At 71.4% G+C, this 14,346-nt stretch carries 13 protein-coding genes; 8 read left to right on the forward strand and 5 right to left on the reverse strand.

Going from position 1 to position 14,346, the window contains the following annotated elements:
• Nucleotides 1–122: 122 nt before the first annotated feature.
• The 3 genes from ACFYXS_RS10755 to ACFYXS_RS10765 all read left to right on the forward strand — a co-directional run bounded on the left by ACFYXS_RS10755 (nt 123) and on the right by ACFYXS_RS10765 (nt 4,223).
• Entirely contained in the window at nt 123–2,174 is a 2,052-nt protein-coding gene (locus ACFYXS_RS10755) for an APC family permease (protein ID WP_389246162.1), read from the forward strand.
• A 77-nt stretch (nt 2,175–2,251) separates the two neighbouring features.
• A complete protein-coding gene (locus ACFYXS_RS10760) occupies nt 2,252–3,586 on the forward strand; it encodes a class I SAM-dependent RNA methyltransferase (RefSeq protein WP_389246164.1) in 1,335 nt (444 codons plus the stop codon).
• A 58-nt stretch (nt 3,587–3,644) separates the two neighbouring features.
• Nucleotides 3,645–4,223, forward strand: a complete 579-nt coding sequence (locus ACFYXS_RS10765; protein WP_389246166.1) for a TetR/AcrR family transcriptional regulator — start codon at nt 3,645–3,647, stop codon at nt 4,221–4,223.
• Nucleotides 4,224–4,245: 22 nt separating this feature from the next.
• Here the strand turns inward: ACFYXS_RS10765 and ACFYXS_RS10770 are convergent, their stop codons facing one another.
• From ACFYXS_RS10770 to ACFYXS_RS10780, 3 genes are all read right to left on the reverse strand, one after another.
• Nucleotides 4,246–4,803, reverse strand: a complete 558-nt coding sequence (locus ACFYXS_RS10770; RefSeq protein ID WP_389246168.1) for a carboxymuconolactone decarboxylase family protein — start codon at nt 4,801–4,803, stop codon at nt 4,246–4,248.
• Nucleotides 4,804–4,836: 33 nt separating this feature from the next.
• Nucleotides 4,837–5,208: a nuclear transport factor 2 family protein gene (locus tag ACFYXS_RS10775; protein ID WP_389246170.1), complete on the reverse strand. Its 372-nt coding sequence runs from the start codon at nt 5,206–5,208 to the stop codon at nt 4,837–4,839.
• Between the two features lie 182 nt (nt 5,209–5,390).
• A complete protein-coding gene (locus ACFYXS_RS10780; RefSeq protein WP_389246172.1) occupies nt 5,391–6,068 on the reverse strand; it encodes a TetR/AcrR family transcriptional regulator in 678 nt (225 codons plus the stop codon).
• A 242-nt stretch (nt 6,069–6,310) separates the two neighbouring features.
• Between ACFYXS_RS10780 and ACFYXS_RS10785 the strand changes: the two genes are divergently transcribed.
• The 5 genes from ACFYXS_RS10785 (at nt 6,311) to ACFYXS_RS10805 (ending at nt 13,189) form a co-directional block, all read left to right on the forward strand.
• Entirely contained in the window at nt 6,311–7,699 is a 1,389-nt protein-coding gene (locus tag ACFYXS_RS10785; protein WP_389246174.1) for a DHA2 family efflux MFS transporter permease subunit, read from the forward strand.
• 168 nt (nt 7,700–7,867) lie between these two features.
• Nucleotides 7,868–8,533, forward strand: coding sequence for an NAD(P)H:quinone oxidoreductase (gene wrbA, locus ACFYXS_RS10790; protein WP_389246176.1), 666 nt, complete (start codon nt 7,868–7,870; stop codon nt 8,531–8,533).
• Between the two features lie 182 nt (nt 8,534–8,715).
• Nucleotides 8,716–9,912 (forward strand): EfeM/EfeO family lipoprotein, encoded by a 1,197-nt coding sequence (locus ACFYXS_RS10795; RefSeq protein ID WP_389246178.1) that lies wholly within the window; start codon nt 8,716–8,718, stop codon nt 9,910–9,912.
• Nucleotides 9,909–11,156: an iron uptake transporter deferrochelatase/peroxidase subunit gene (gene efeB / locus ACFYXS_RS10800; protein WP_389246180.1), complete on the forward strand. Its 1,248-nt coding sequence runs from the start codon at nt 9,909–9,911 to the stop codon at nt 11,154–11,156. Before ACFYXS_RS10795 ends, efeB begins: the two co-directional genes overlap by 4 nt.
• 215 nt (nt 11,157–11,371) lie before the next feature.
• Nucleotides 11,372–13,189, forward strand: a complete 1,818-nt coding sequence (locus ACFYXS_RS10805; RefSeq protein WP_389246876.1) for a phospholipase C — start codon at nt 11,372–11,374, stop codon at nt 13,187–13,189.
• 79 nt (nt 13,190–13,268) lie between these two features.
• On the opposite strand, the gene ACFYXS_RS10810 is transcribed toward ACFYXS_RS10805, so the two are convergent.
• Both ACFYXS_RS10810 and ACFYXS_RS10815 read right to left on the reverse strand, forming a co-directional pair.
• Nucleotides 13,269–13,709, reverse strand: coding sequence for a Fur family transcriptional regulator (locus ACFYXS_RS10810; protein WP_389246182.1), 441 nt, complete (start codon nt 13,707–13,709; stop codon nt 13,269–13,271).
• Nucleotides 13,706–14,182 (reverse strand): ATP-binding protein, encoded by a 477-nt coding sequence (locus ACFYXS_RS10815; RefSeq protein WP_389246184.1) that lies wholly within the window; start codon nt 14,180–14,182, stop codon nt 13,706–13,708. The genes ACFYXS_RS10810 and ACFYXS_RS10815 overlap by 4 nt, the downstream gene beginning before the upstream one ends.
• Nucleotides 14,183–14,346 lie beyond the last annotated feature (164 nt).

Raw genomic sequence — 14,346 nt, forward strand, 5'->3', positions numbered from 1 at the left:
TGTCAACAATGTGGCCGATTCCCTCTCAGGGTCTCAGACCGCGGCCAAAGCTACACACGCACGTAACCGCTCGATAGGTGGGCGGGGGATCGAAAACCTTGACGATCCTCTAACATCCTCGGGTGTCCAAACTGACCGACCTTCCGAAACGGATCCTGATCGGGCGGGCGCTGCGGAGCGACAAGCTCGGGGAGACCCTCCTGCCCAAGCGGCTGGCCCTCCCGGTCTTCGCCTCCGACCCGCTGTCCTCCGTTGCCTACGCGCCGGGCGAGGTGCTCCTCGTCCTGTCGATCACGGGAGTGTCGGCCTACCACTTCAGCCCCTGGATCGCGGTCGCGGTCGTGGTGCTGATGTTCACGGTCGTCGCCTCGTACCGGCAGAACGTGCACGCCTACCCCTCCGGCGGCGGCGACTACGAGGTCGCGACCACCAACCTGGGACCGCGCGCCGGGCTCACGGTGGCCAGCGCGCTGCTCGTCGACTACGTGCTCACCGTGGCCGTGTCGGTCGCCTCGGGGGTGGAGAACCTCGGGTCGGCGGTGCCGTTCTTCGTCGAGCACAAGGTGATCGGCGCGATCGGCATGATCGTGGTGCTCATGCTGATGAACCTGCGCGGCGTCCGCGAGTCCGGGACGATCTTCGCGATCCCCACGTACGCGTTCGTCTTCGGCGTCTTCTGCATGCTGCTCTGGGGCATCTTCAAGATCGCCACCGGTAGTGAGATGCACGCCCCGACCGCGGGCTACACGATCAAGGCCGAGCACACCGGACTGGCCGGCTTCGCCCTGGTCTTCCTGCTGCTGCGCGCCTTCTCGTCCGGCTGCGCGGCGCTCACCGGCGTCGAGGCGATCAGCAACGGCGTGCCGGCCTTCCGCAAGCCGAAGTCGAAGAACGCCGCCACGACGCTGGCCATGATGGGCCTGCTCGCGGTGACGATGTTCTGCGGCATCATCGCGCTCGCGCTGTACACCAAGGTGCGGATGGCCGAGAATCCGGCCACCGACCTGCTGGTCAACGGCAAGCCGGTCGGCGCGGGTTACACCCAGGACCCGGTGATCGCGCAGGTCGCCTCGGCCGTCTTCGGAGACGGCTCGATCCCCTTCATCTTCCTGGCGGGGGCCACCGCCCTGGTCCTCTTCCTGGCCGCCAACACCGCGTACAACGGCTTCCCGGTGCTCGGCTCGATCCTCGCCCAGGACCGCTACCTGCCGCGGCAGCTGCACACCCGCGGCGACCGGCTCGCCTTCAGCAACGGCATCGTGCTGCTGGCCGCGTTCGCCGCGGTGCTGGTCTACCTCTACGGGGCCGACTCGACCCGGCTGATCCAGCTCTACATCGTCGGCGTCTTCGTCTCGTTCACCCTGAGCCAGATCGGCATGGTCCGGCACTGGAACCGGCACCTGGCCGACGAGACCGACCCGGCGGTGCGCGGCCACATGATCCGCTCGCGCGCGATCAACACCTTCGGCGCCTTCTTCACCGGCCTCGTGCTGGTCGTCGTCCTGCTGACCAAGTTCACCCACGGCGCCTGGGTCGCGGTGCTGGGCATGGGCCTGTTCTACGCGACGATGACCGCCATCCGCCGCCACTACGACCGTGTCTCCAGCGAGCTCGCCGCCGCGGAGGAACCCGGCGAGGAGGAGGCCAAGCCCTCCCGGGTGCACTCGATCGTGCTGGTCTCCAAGGTCCACAAGCCCACGCTGCGCGCCCTGACGTACGCCAAGCTGTTCCGCTCGGACACGCTGGAGGCGCTCAGCATCAACGTCGACCCCGCCGACACCAAGTCGCTGCAGGCCGAGTGGCAGCGGCGCGGCATCGACGTCCCGCTGAAGGTGCTGGACTCGCCCTACCGCGAGATCACCCGGCCGATCGTCGACTACGTCAAGAGCCTGCGCCGCAGCAGCCCCCGCGACGTCGTCTCGATCTTCATCCCGGAGTACGTGGTCGGCCGCTGGTACGAGCATCTGCTCCACAACCAGAGCGCCCTGCGGCTCAAGGGCCGGCTGCTGTTCACCCCCGGTGTGATGGTCACCTCGGTGCCCTGGCAGCTGGAGTCCTCCGAGCGCGCCAAGGTCAGGGCCCGCAAGGGCGCCGAGTGGAACGCGCCCGGTTCCGTGCGCCGCGGCGAGGTCGGCCGCCCGCGCAGGCGCCGGGAGCCCAGCGGACGGGCGTGAGGCGAGGGCGGCGGCGCACCGTAGACTGGTGAGCTGCCGTCCTCATCCCGCCCCCGTTGTCAGGAGCCCGTTCCGAGATGCAGCACCGTACGAAGGCCCCTGAGGCCGACGCCCTCGTCGGCGAGCGCTACGAGGTCGAGGTCGGCCCCGTCGCGCACGGCGGTCACTGCGTCGCCCGCCACGAGGGCCAGGTGCTGTTCGTCCGGCACGCCCTCCCGGGCGAGCGCGTGATCGCCGAGGTCACCGAGGGCGGCCCGGACTCCCGCTTCCTGCGCGCCGACGCGGTGGAGATCCTCCAGCCCTCCCCGGACCGGGTCGAGGCGCCCTGCCCCTTCTCCGGACCGGGCAAGTGCGGGGGCTGCGACTGGCAGCACGCGGCGCCCGGCGCGCAGCGGCGGCTGAAGGTCCAGGTCATCACCGAGCAGCTGGAGCGGCTCGGCGGCCTCACCCCGCAGGAGGCCGGCTGGGACGGCACCGTGGAGCCCGCGCCCGGCGACAAGGTCGCCAAGGGCGAGGTCCCGGCCTGGCGCACCCGCGTCCAGTACGCCGTCGACGCCGAAGGGCACGCGGGCCTGCGCCGCCACCGCTCCCACGAGGTCGAGCGGATCGACCGCTGCCTGATCGCCGCTCCGGGCGTCTCCGAGCTGGGCGTGGAGTCCCGCGACTGGCCCGGCATCGCCACCGTCGAGGCGATCTCCGCCACCGGCTCCTCCGACCGGCAGGTCATCATCACGCCGCGCCCCGGCGGGCGGCTGCCCATCGTGGAGCTCGACCGGCCGGTGTCGGTCATGCGGGTCGACGAGCAGGGCGGCGTGCACCGCGTCCACGGCCGCGGCTTCGTGCGCGAACGGGCGGACGACCGCACCTGGCGCGTCGGCTCCGGCGGCTTCTGGCAGGTCCACCCGATGGCCGCCGAGCTCCTGGTCGAGGCCGTCATGCAGGGCCTCACCCCCCGCAAGGGCGAGACCGCCCTCGACCTCTACTGCGGCGTGGGCCTCTTCGCCGGGGCCCTGGCCGAGCGGGTCGGCGAGACCGGTGCCGTGCTCGGCATCGAGTCCGGCAAGCGCGCGGTGGAGGACGCCCGGCACAACCTCGGCGACCTCGACCGGGTCCGCATCGAACAGGGCAAGGTCGAGACCGTCCTGCCCCGCACCGGCATCACCGAGGCCGACCTCGTCGTGCTCGACCCGCCCCGCACCGGCGCCGGCCACGCCACGGTCACCCACGTCGCGTCCCTCAATCCCCGCCGCATCGCCTACGTCGCCTGCGACCCCGCCGCCCTCGCCCGCGACCTGCGCTGGTTCGGCGAGGCCGGCTATGTCCCGCGGCGCATGCGGGCGTTCGACCTCTTCCCGATGACACACCACGTGGAGTGCGTCGCGATCCTGGAGCCCGCGCCCAAGACCAGCTGACCGGGGCTCCCGGCAGGGGCGCTCCGGGACCGCGGGGCAGGGCGTGCAGACTGGTGGCATGCAGACTTCCGAGGCCAGGCCGGGGGAACCGGCGGCGGCCGCGCCGCTGAGGCGGGCGGACGCGCGCCGGAATCACGAGCGGGTCGTCGCCGCCGCGACCGAGGTGTTCGCCGAGCTCGGCCCGCAGGCCACCGTGCCGCAGATCGCGGCCCGGGCGGGGGTCGGCAAGGCCACGGTGTACCGGAGCTTCCCGGCCAAGGAGGACCTGGTCGAGGCGATCGCGCAACTGCGCCTGGAGGAGCTCAAGCGGGACACGGAGGCCGCGCTGGGCGAGACCGACCCCGAGCGCGCGTTCCACGCCTATGTGCTGCGGCTCTTCGAGAACCTGGCCCGCGACCGGCTGCTGGCCGGGCGGCTGGCGGAGGCGACCTCGCCCGCGGCCGGCTCCGTCCTGACCATGCTGACGGAGTTGATGCAGGCGGCCAAGGCGTCCGGGACGGTCCGCGGGGACGCGACGTTGCTGGATCTGCGCGTCATCCTGTGCGGTGCGGCCCTGCAGCTCATGACCGTCGCGGAACGGGATCCGGCGGTCTGGCGGCGCTACGGGGAACTCGTGCTCCAGGCGTTGCGGCCCTGAGCGCGGCCCCGGTCGACCCGGGTCAGCGGTCGGGGGCGTCGGTGAGGAGGGGTTCCCCCGCGCCGTACACCTGGGTGATCTCGACGTCGAGCACGGTGCACACCCGGCTGAACGACCAGTAGTAGCCCGCCACTTGCAGCACCTCGACGAGCTCGCGCTCGCTGAGCAACCGTCGCGCCCCGCCGAAGATCTCGTCGGACACCCGCGGGCGCTGCACCACCTCGGCGGTGAGGCGGACGACCGCCCGGTCGTACGGGGACAGGTCGGGGCTCTCCACCTCCCGGCCCGCGATGAGCCGGCGGGTCGCTTCGTCGACACCGGCGGCCTGCGCCATCGGCTCGTGCTGGGCCGCGACGAAGGCGCAGTCCGCGTACGCGGCGACCGTGAGGATCACCAGTTCCCGTGAGCGGGCGGGCAGTTCGAGCGAGGTGAACTGCGCCGTGGCGAGCTCGATGAAGGGCCGCACCGTGCCCGCGGCGTGGGACAGCATCTTGACCAGCGGGTCCGGCGGGAGGAAGGAAAGGAATTCGCGTACGTCGGCGGGGAGAGCGTCCGGGTCGGGGTTTGCCAGGCGGGGCATGCGGTTCTCCGTTCGTAGGGGGAGGCGGGCGGATCAGGCGGCAGGGTGCGGGGCGAGGTCGAAGCCCGTCTCGCTCAGGTGCCGGAACCGGCCGTCCTCGGCGAGCGTGCCGAAGACGGCGATCTCCCGGTGCTGGGTGGAGCCGTCCGCCAGGGTGATCTCGAAGGCGTGCCGTTCGGCGTAGGCGGAGCCGTCCCGCAGTTCGTCGAGCACTGTCACCGTGCCGCGGGTGATCCGGGCGCGGGTGCGGGCGACCATGGCGGCGAACTCCGCGCGGTCCAGGGTCGTTCCGTCGCCGCGGTGGGTGTAGTCGGGGGCGTAGTAGGTGTCCAGCGCCTCGTCCAGGGGGAGCCGGGGCTCGAACACCAGGGCCATGAGGGCTTCGCTGATGCGTGCGTGGGTCATCGCTCGTGCGTCCTTCTGAGAGGCGGTCCACAAAGATGTGGACCCTTGGGTCCGGATAACCGAAAAGGTACCGGACTCGTGGGTCCGGTACCAATGTGAGGGAGGTCATACGGGCGCGCGGCAGCGCGCGACCTGGCCCTGGAGTGCTCTTGTGGTCGCCGTGGCGGCGTATCCGCCCCGTGTCAGACGGCGGGGGTGTGCGGTCCGGTGCGGACGCCGCGAATCCCGGCGACGAGAAGCTCGACGCCGTGCGCGTAGTAGACGTCGTCGCTGGAGCAGGAGGCGAGTGCGCCCGCCGCGGCGACGAGGTGCGGGTAGCGCTCGGGGGAGAGCGCTTCCAGTGACGCCCGCTTCGCCTGGACCGCGTCGTCCCGGACCTGCGGGTCCTCGGTCTCGATGCGCCCCGGCTCGGTCACGACGAGCGTGACCATCGAGCACAGTGACTGGCTCGCGATCTCCGCGCCCTGCTCGACCCCGAAGCCCGCGCCGGCCAGCAGCGCCAGGGTCCGTTCCGCGATGGCGAGCCCGGGCGGCGAGCCCAGGATCCGGGTGGTGACGAGCCCGGCCGCCGCGGCGTGCGGGCGCAGGACGGTGAGCAGCGCGGTGAGCACGTCGCGCAGTTGGAGGTCCCAGGCGCGGTCGTCCGGTTCGGGGAGGTGGACCTCGGACAGCAGGCGCTCGGCGATGGCGTCGAGGATCTGGTCCTTGTCGCGGAAGTGCCGGTAGAGGGCCATCGGTGAGACCCCGTGCTCCTGGCCCACGCGGCGCGTGGTGACGGCGGTCAGTCCTTCCGCGTCGGCGAGGGCGAGGGCCGTGGTCACGAGGACGCCGCGGTCCAGGCGCTTGCGCGGTGACTCCATGTGCGACCTCCCTGACCGACCGGGTTTACAGCGTACATGTGAGGGGGCTTGTGCGAGGACACACTTGTTTACGCTGTAATCTCATGCCTATGCTTACGCTGTAAACAACGCCTGCCCGGAACGGTTCCGACCTTTTCCCGGTCCGGTGCGCGGCATTCGAAGACGTGTCGACTCCCCTGACCCACCCTCCCGTTCTGATGAGGAATTCCATGCGGCGCAGCCCTTGGGCGACCCTGACGGTGTTGGCCCTCGCACAATTCATCGTGGTGCTCGACGTGACGATCGTGAACGTCGCCCTGCCCCATATCCAGAGCGATCTGGACTTCACCGCCGACGGCCTCCAATGGGTCATCAGCGCGTACACCCTGCTCTTCGGCGGGTTCCTGCTGCTCGGCGGCCGCGCCGCCGACCTGCTGGGCTCCCGGCGGGTCTTCCTCGCAGGCCTCGCCCTCTTCGGTGTCACCTCGCTCGTCGCAGGCCTGGCCCAGACCCCCGGTGAGCTGATCGCCGCCCGGGCGGTGCAGGGCCTGGGCGGAGCGCTGATGTCCCCGGCGGCGCTGTCGATCCTGACCGTCACCTTCGCGCACGGCAGGCAGCGGAACATCGCCATGGGGGTGTGGGGTGGCCTGGCCGGCCTCGGCGGCACCCTGGGCGTGGTGGCCGGCGGTCTGCTCGTCGACTCCCTCAGCTGGCGCTGGGTCTTCTTCGTCAACGTCCCCATCGTGGCGGCCCTGATCGCGGTCACTCCGCTGGTCATCCGCGCCACGACGCGGCAGGCCGGCCGCGGATTCGACGTCCTGGGCGCGGGCTTGAGCACCGCGGGACTGCTGGCCGTGGTCTACGGCGTGGTGCGCGCCGAGCCGGTGGGCTGGGGCTCGGCCGAGGCGGTCGTCTGCCTCGTGGCGGGAGTGGCCCTGCTGGCCGCCTTCGTCGCGGTCGAGGCCCGTTCCGCGGCGCCCCTGGTGCCGCTGCGGCTCTTCCGCTCCCGCGCCCTCAGTGCGTCCAGCGGCTCCCTGGCCCTCAACGGGGCGGCCTTCCTGACGATGTTCTTCCTCACCGCGATCTATCTGCAGCAGGTCCGGGGTGCCTCGGCGCTGAGGACCGGCATGGAGATCCTGCCGATGGGTGCCGCCGCCATCCTCGTCGCCGTGGTGACCCCTGCGTTGGTGCACCGATTCGGCACGCGCACCGTCCAGTTGTCCGGCGCCGCATTGAGCGCGCTGAGCCTGCTGCTCCTCGCCCGTACGGGCGCGGACAGCGGATACGCCTCGCACCTGCTGCCGGGGCTGATCCTGTTCGGGGCCGGCATCATCGCCGTCGGTGTCCCCGCCCAGATCGCGGCCGTTGTGGACGTTGAGCACCACGAGGCCGGTGCGGCCTCGGGTGTCGTCACGGCCTTCTACCAGGTGGGCGGCGCGCTGGGACTGGCCCTCGCGACGACCCTGTCCGTCTCGCGTGCCAACGCCGCGGTCGCCGACGGCATGGCCCCGCAGCAGGCCCTGGTCGAGGGCTTCCACCGCGGACTGCTCGTCGCGGCCGCCTTCGCTGTGGTCAATGTGCTGGTGACCGTCGCCTCGCCCAGGATCGCGCCGAGCGCGGAGCAGATCGCCGAGGCCGCGGCTGCCGCCTGACGTGACGTCATGTCGACTCAGGGGTCGTCTTGTCGGTCACCCGATCCTGCCGGACATCGGCGGCGGTCGGGGCGTCCCCTCGGGTCGAGGGTGTCGTGTGCGGTGAGACGCGTGCCACTTCTGGGGCCGGAACTGGCGGAATGCCACAGGGTCGTTTAATGTTCAACCATGCGGAGGGCGGTGCCCTGCCCGCAAGATCCGGTACAGCAAGGAGCGATACACGTGACACGCGTCTCGATCATTTTCTATTCGGCCACCGGCTCGGTGCGGAGCCTGGCGCAGGCGATCGCCGAGGGCGCGCAGAAGGAGGGGGCGGAGGTCCGGCTGCGTCGCGTGGCGGAGCTCGCACCCGAGGCCGCGATCAACAGCAACCCCGTGTGGGCCGAGAACCACCGCGTCTCGCAGGAGATCCCCGAGGCCACGAACGACGACCTCGAGTGGGCGGACGCCGTGCTGTTCGGTTCGCCGACCCGCTTCGGCCTGCCGGCCGCGCAGCTCAAGCAGTTCCTCGACCAGACCGGCCCGCTGTGGGCCCAGGGCAAGCTGGCGAACAAGGTCTACGCCTCCTTCACCTCCGCGGCCAACGCCCACGGCGGTCAGGAGAGCACCATCCTGGCGATCAACAACACCTTCTACCACTGGGGTGGACTCATCGCGTCCCCCGGCTACACGGACCCGCTGCTCTTCGCGGCCGGTGGCAACCCCTACGGCCCCTCGCACCCCTCCAACAACGGTGCCGACCTCCCCGACGCCAACCGCGTCGAGGCTGCCCGCTACCTCGGCGGCCGCGTGACCCGCATCGCCGCCGCGCTCAAGCCCGGTGGCTCCCTCTGACCTTCCCGGTCGGCCGAAGGCCGCCGTCCCTCCGGGGGCGGCGGCCTTCGCGTTTCCCCGGCGGGCCGGGTTAACCAGGAGGGAACTCTTGGTCATCGATTCCTCTGGGAAGCGTTTTGGCCTGATTCCGCTGCCTAGCATGAGGTGATCAACGCACCGTACGACACCGGGGGAGGCCCGGAATGCCCTTGCCCGGCCCCGGATCGCGCTCGCCCCGTCTGTGGGGCGCCACGGGTCTCGTGGTGGTGCTCGCCGTATTCGCCGCCGTCGTCCTGTGGCAGGACCCGTCCGCGACGACCGCGACCGCGGCCGGACCGCCGCACACCACCGTCGAGGTGTCGCGCGGTGCCTGCGGCCACGGCTGGGACGACGCCCGGTCCGGCCTCCAGGTCTTCGACCTGCGCAACACCTCCGACGTCGCCTCCGAGGTCTACCTGGAGGACCCCGCGAGCAAGGCCGTGTACGGCGAGGTCGAGGACATCGGCCCCGGCACGACCCGTTCGCTGACCGTCGACCTCGGCAAGGGCGCGTACGCCTTCCAGTGCGTACCCGACGACGGCGACGCGATCACCGGGCCGACGGTCCGCGTCACGTCGGGACAGGGCGGACCCGCCGCCGCCCCCGTCAGCCGGCAGGACCTGACGACGCCGTCCATCGCCTATCAGAAGTGGGTCGCCGCAGGTCTGGACGGCGTGGTGCGGCTGACCGGGGACCTGCGCGACGCCGTCGACCGCGGTGATCTGGCCGCCGCGCGGAAGGCCTGGCTGCCCGCGCACCTGGAGTACGAGCGGCTCGGCGCCGCCTACGACGCCTTCGGCGACGCGGACGGGCAGATCAACGGGACGGACGCGGGCCTGCCCGGCGGCGTCGGCGACCCGTCCTTCACCGGCTTCCACCGCATCGAGTACGGGTTGTGGCACGGCCGGTCCGCGGGCAGCCTGCGCGCCCCGGCCGGTGCCCTGGTGGCGGCCGTCACCGCGCTGCGCGACAACTGGTCGCAGGCCCGCATGGACCCGGCCCAACTCGGCCTGCGGGCACACGAGATCCTGGAGAACACCGTGCAGTTCGAGCTGACCGGACGGACCGACTACGGCAGCGGCAGCAATCTGGCCACCGCCCGCGCCAACCTCGACGGCACCCGCGAGGTCCTGTCCCGGCTGCGCCCCCTGCTGTCGACGCGGTACCCGGAACTGCCGGAGCTGGACCGCGAACTGGACGAGACGCAGGACACCCTGGACGGGCTCGCCCCGGACGGGCAGTGGACCCCGCTGTCCCGCCTGACCCGTGCCCAGCGGGAGAAGGTCGACGCCGCCCTGGACGAACTGGTGGAACGGCTGGCGTCGGTGGCCACCTTGTGCGAGCCGCGGAGGACGGTGTGAGCTCCGCGGAGCGGCCGGGCACCGGGGGAGTCGGACGGCGCGGCTTCCTGCGCGGTGCGGCCCTGGCCGGTGCCGGGCTCGCGGCCGGCGGCGCGGCGCCTCCCCTCGCCGGTGAGGGCGGTGACGGCGAAGCGGCCGGCACACCCGTCGCCCCGTTCCACGGCCGCCGCCAGCAGTCGGTGATCGCCCCCGCGCGCCGGGTCACCGCTTTCACCGCCCTCGACGTGACGGCGGGCACCCGCGCCGAACTGACCGACCTGCTGCGCACGCTCACCGACCGCGCCCGCGCGCTGACCTCCGGCGGCATGCCACGACCGGTCGGCATCACCGGACCGCCCGCCGACTCCGGGCTGCTCGGGGAGCGGCCGCCCGGCGGCGCGCTCGCGGTGACCGTGGGCGTCGGCGGCTCCCTCTTCGACGGCCGCTTCGGCCTCGGCGACCGCAGGCCCCGACGGCTGACGGCGATGCCCGCCTTCCCCGACGACGACCTGCTGCCCGAGTGGTGCCACGGCGACCTGAGCCTGCAACTGCACGCGGACGACACGGACACCGTGCTGCACGCGCTGCGCGACATCGCCCGGCACACCCGCGGCGGCATGCAGGTCCGCTGGCGTCTGGACGGATTCAGCAGCCCGCCGCGCCCGGCCGGCACCCCGCGCAACCTTTTGGGCTTCAGGGACGGCACCGCCAACCCTGACTCCTCCGACGCCCGCGAGATGGACCGCCTGGTGTGGGTGGGTCAGGACGCAGGTGAGCCGGACTGGGCCGTCGGCGGAAGCTACCAGGTGGTCCGGCTGATCCGGATGCTCGTGGAGTTCTGGGACCGGGTCTCGCTCCCGGAGCAGGAGCGGATGTTCGGCCGGGCCCGGGAGTCCGGTGCGCCGCTCGACGGCAACCACGAGCGGGACACGCCCCGTTACGCCGACGACCCCAAGGGCGACGTCATACCCCTGGACAGCCACATCCGGCTCGCCAACCCGCGCACCGCGGGCACCTCCGACCAACGCATCCTGCGGCGCCCGTACAACTACGACCGGGGCGCGGACTCCAACGGCAACCTCGACATGGGCCTGCTCTTCTGCAGCTACCAGCAGGACCTGGCCCGCCAGTTCGAGGCCGTGCAGCACCGTCTGGCCGGCGAACCGCTCGTCGACTACATCAAGCCCTTCGGCGGGGGCTACTTCTTCGCCCTGCCCGGTGTGCGGGACGCGGACGACTGGTACGGGCGCGCCCTGCTCGGCTGAACCGCCCGCGCCCACACTGCTGAGGCGCGGCACGTGTGCCGGGTCAACTGGTGGTCAAGTTTTGGCCCGGCTTCCCTGACCTTGTGTTCATCCCCCCGCCACCAATGCTCCGGTAGAAGGCCGTTCTTCGGGCGGAGCATCCGAGAACGTACGCCAAGGCAACGATCCTCCGCGGAGCGTGAAAGAACATGATCAGCAGGAAGAGACGAGCGGCGATGCGGAGCCTGGGGGCGCTTGCGGGCGCCGCCGCGCTCACTGTTCTCGGCGGGAGCGCGGCCACTTGGGCCGCGACACCCACCTGGCATCACCCCGCCCCCTCGACGGCCACGCCCATCAAGCACGTGGTCGTCCTCTTCGACGAGAACGTCTCGTTCGACCACTACTTCGGCACCTACCCCAAGGCCGCCAACACCGACGGCACCAAGTTCACGGCGGCCAAGAACACCCCCCGGGACATCGACACCCTGGCGCACGCCGGGCTGCTGACGAAGAACCCCAACCAGTACACGCCCCAACGGCTGGCTTCCTCGCAGGCGCTGACCTGCGACCAGAACCACAACTACGGGCCGGAGCAGTACGCCTACAACGGCGGCAAGGCCGACCAGTTCGTGCAGAACACCAACGTCGACACCTGCAGCGGCGGCCTCTTCGGCGAGCCGGGCCTGGTGATGGACTACTACGACGGCAACACCGTCACCGCGCTGTGGAACTACGCCCAGCACTACACCCTGGGCGACCGCTCCTTCGGCTCGGTCTACGGCCCGTCCACCCCCGGCGCCCTCAACCTGATCGCGGGTCAGACGCACGGCGTCACTTCCGTCGACCCGGCCACGGGCACCGAGCACCCGAAGCAGACGTCCACGCCGGACGCCTACACCGTCGTCTCCCCGAACTCCAAGGGCGTCGGCACGGTCATCAACGACCCGGACCCGGCCTACGACGACTGCTCGGACAAGGACCACACCAGCACCAACGCGCTCGGCGCGATGCAGGGCCGCAACATCGGCGACCTGCTCAACGCCAAGGACGTCAGCTGGGGCTGGTTCCAGGGCGGCTTCCGGCCCTCCACCGCGTGGGACGGCAAGCAGGGCGACTACGCCAAGTGCGACACCACGCACGCCAACATCGGCGGCGCGGCGGTCGTGGACTACAGCCCGCACCACTCGCCGTTCGAGTACTTCAAGTCGACGTCCAACCCGCACCACCTGCCGCCCAAGAACGTCGACGAGATCGGGCACAACGGCCAGGCCAACCACAACTACGACCTGACCGACTTCGACGCGGCCCTCAAGGCGGGCAAGCTGCCCTCCGTCAGCTTCGTCAAGGCGCCCGAGTACCAGGACGGCCACGGCGCCTACTCCGACCCGATCGACGAGCAGCACTTCCTCGTCCAGCAGATCAACGCCGTGCAGCAGTCGCCGCAGTGGAGCTCCACCGCTGTCGTCGTCGCGTACGACGACTCCGACGGCTGGTACGACCACACCTTCGTCAAGCCGCACAACGGCTCGAAGGACACCACGGTGGGTTCCAACGGCAAGACCACCGACAGCCCCGCGTGCCAGGCGGGCCCCAAGGCCGCGGGCGGCTACGCGGACCGCTGCGGGCCGGGCACCCGTCAGCCGCTCCTGGTGGTCTCCCCGTTCAGCAAGGTCAACAAGGTGGACCACACGCTGACGGACCAGTCCTCGATCATCCGCTTCGTCGAGGACAACTGGCGCACCGGCCGGGTCGGGGACCACTCCTTCGACGCCACGGCCGGCTCGCTCACGGGCATGTTCGACTTCCGGCACCCGAACAACAAGCAGCTGGTGCTGAACACGGACGGCTCGGTCAAGTCCTACGGCCCGATACGGCACGTGGACCCGGTCCGCACGAGCATCACGCCGGGTCCGGCCATGAGGACCGCCGCCGCGATCAGCGACGCCTCGGCGTTCCCGGCGCTGCCGGTGGGCCTGGCCGTCGGCGCGCTGTTGGCCGCCGGTGCCACCGGCACATGGTTCACGGTCCGGCGCAACCGGCGCACCGCCGCCTGACGCGGCTGCACCGGCCGATGCGACGGCTTCCGTGACGGAGGGCCCGCTGTGGAGGCGGGCCCTCCGTTCATGTCCGCCGTCAGTCCGCCGCGACGGCGCAGTCGGGGCACCGCCCCCAGAAGGTGACGGCGGCCTCGTCGACGGAGTACGTGTCGGGGAGGTCGGGGTCCAGGCACGGCGCACGGCCCACGGCGCACTTCACATTGCGGATGCTGCCGCAGGACCGGCAGACGAAGTGATGGTGGTTGTCGCCGCACTCGGTCTCGTACCGGCCGGCGTGGCCCGGGATCAGGGTGCACCGGACGAGCCCCGCGTCCACGAGGGCGCGCAGCACGTTGTACGTGGCCTGCAGGGAAAGGCCCCCCGTGACACGGCCGGCCACCTGGCGCAGCGTCTCGGCGTCGGCATGGCCCGGTGACTCGTCGACCGCCATGAGCAGCGCGATGCGCTGTGCCGTCACCCGCAACCCTGCCGCGCGCAGCCGGGCGGTGGCGGCGGCCATGGGCTCGACGGCGGTCACCGGCGGTTCTCCGGGTCGGCCGATGACCCGCCGGGCCGGCAGTGCAGTTCGAACCACACGGCCTTGCCCCTGGGGGTGCTGTCGGAGCCCCAGCGTGCGGACAGCAGTTCCACCAGCGCCAGCCCGCGGCCGCTCTCGTCCTCGGAATCGGCCCCCATGACCCGGGGCAGGTCCGGACTCCCGTCGATGACGGCGCAGCACACGGTGTCGCCGAGGAGCACGCAGTTGAGCGCCAGCGGCGCGCGAGCGTGCCGGAGAGCGTTGCCGACCAGCTCGCTGACCAGGAGTTCCGCGGTGTCCGCGACATCGTCCCGGCCCCACTGGTGCAGCGCCCCGCGGACCGCTTCCCGCGCGTGGCGGCAGGCTTGGCTCGACCAGGGAAGCGCCCACGAGCCCACGGCCGCGGACGGGGTGGACTGCGGTCCGTCGTGGCCGGAACAAGGGGTCTCGGAGAGCAGTACTGCGGCGCCCATGATCAACACCTGCCCGAGGGATGGATGGGCAATAAAGCCTCACATGGGACATTACTCCTTTTCTGGAGTGGGTCAAGTGAAGTGACTACCTCCTTGAAAGGTGTCACTCCAGTTGCTGGAGAGCATCGGATGATTACTCCACGTCATGGTTCGCGGAGCCGGCC

The organism is Streptomyces sp. NPDC002574, from assembly GCF_042889545.1.
Taxonomy (GTDB): Bacteria; Actinomycetota; Actinomycetes; order Streptomycetales; family Streptomycetaceae; genus Actinacidiphila.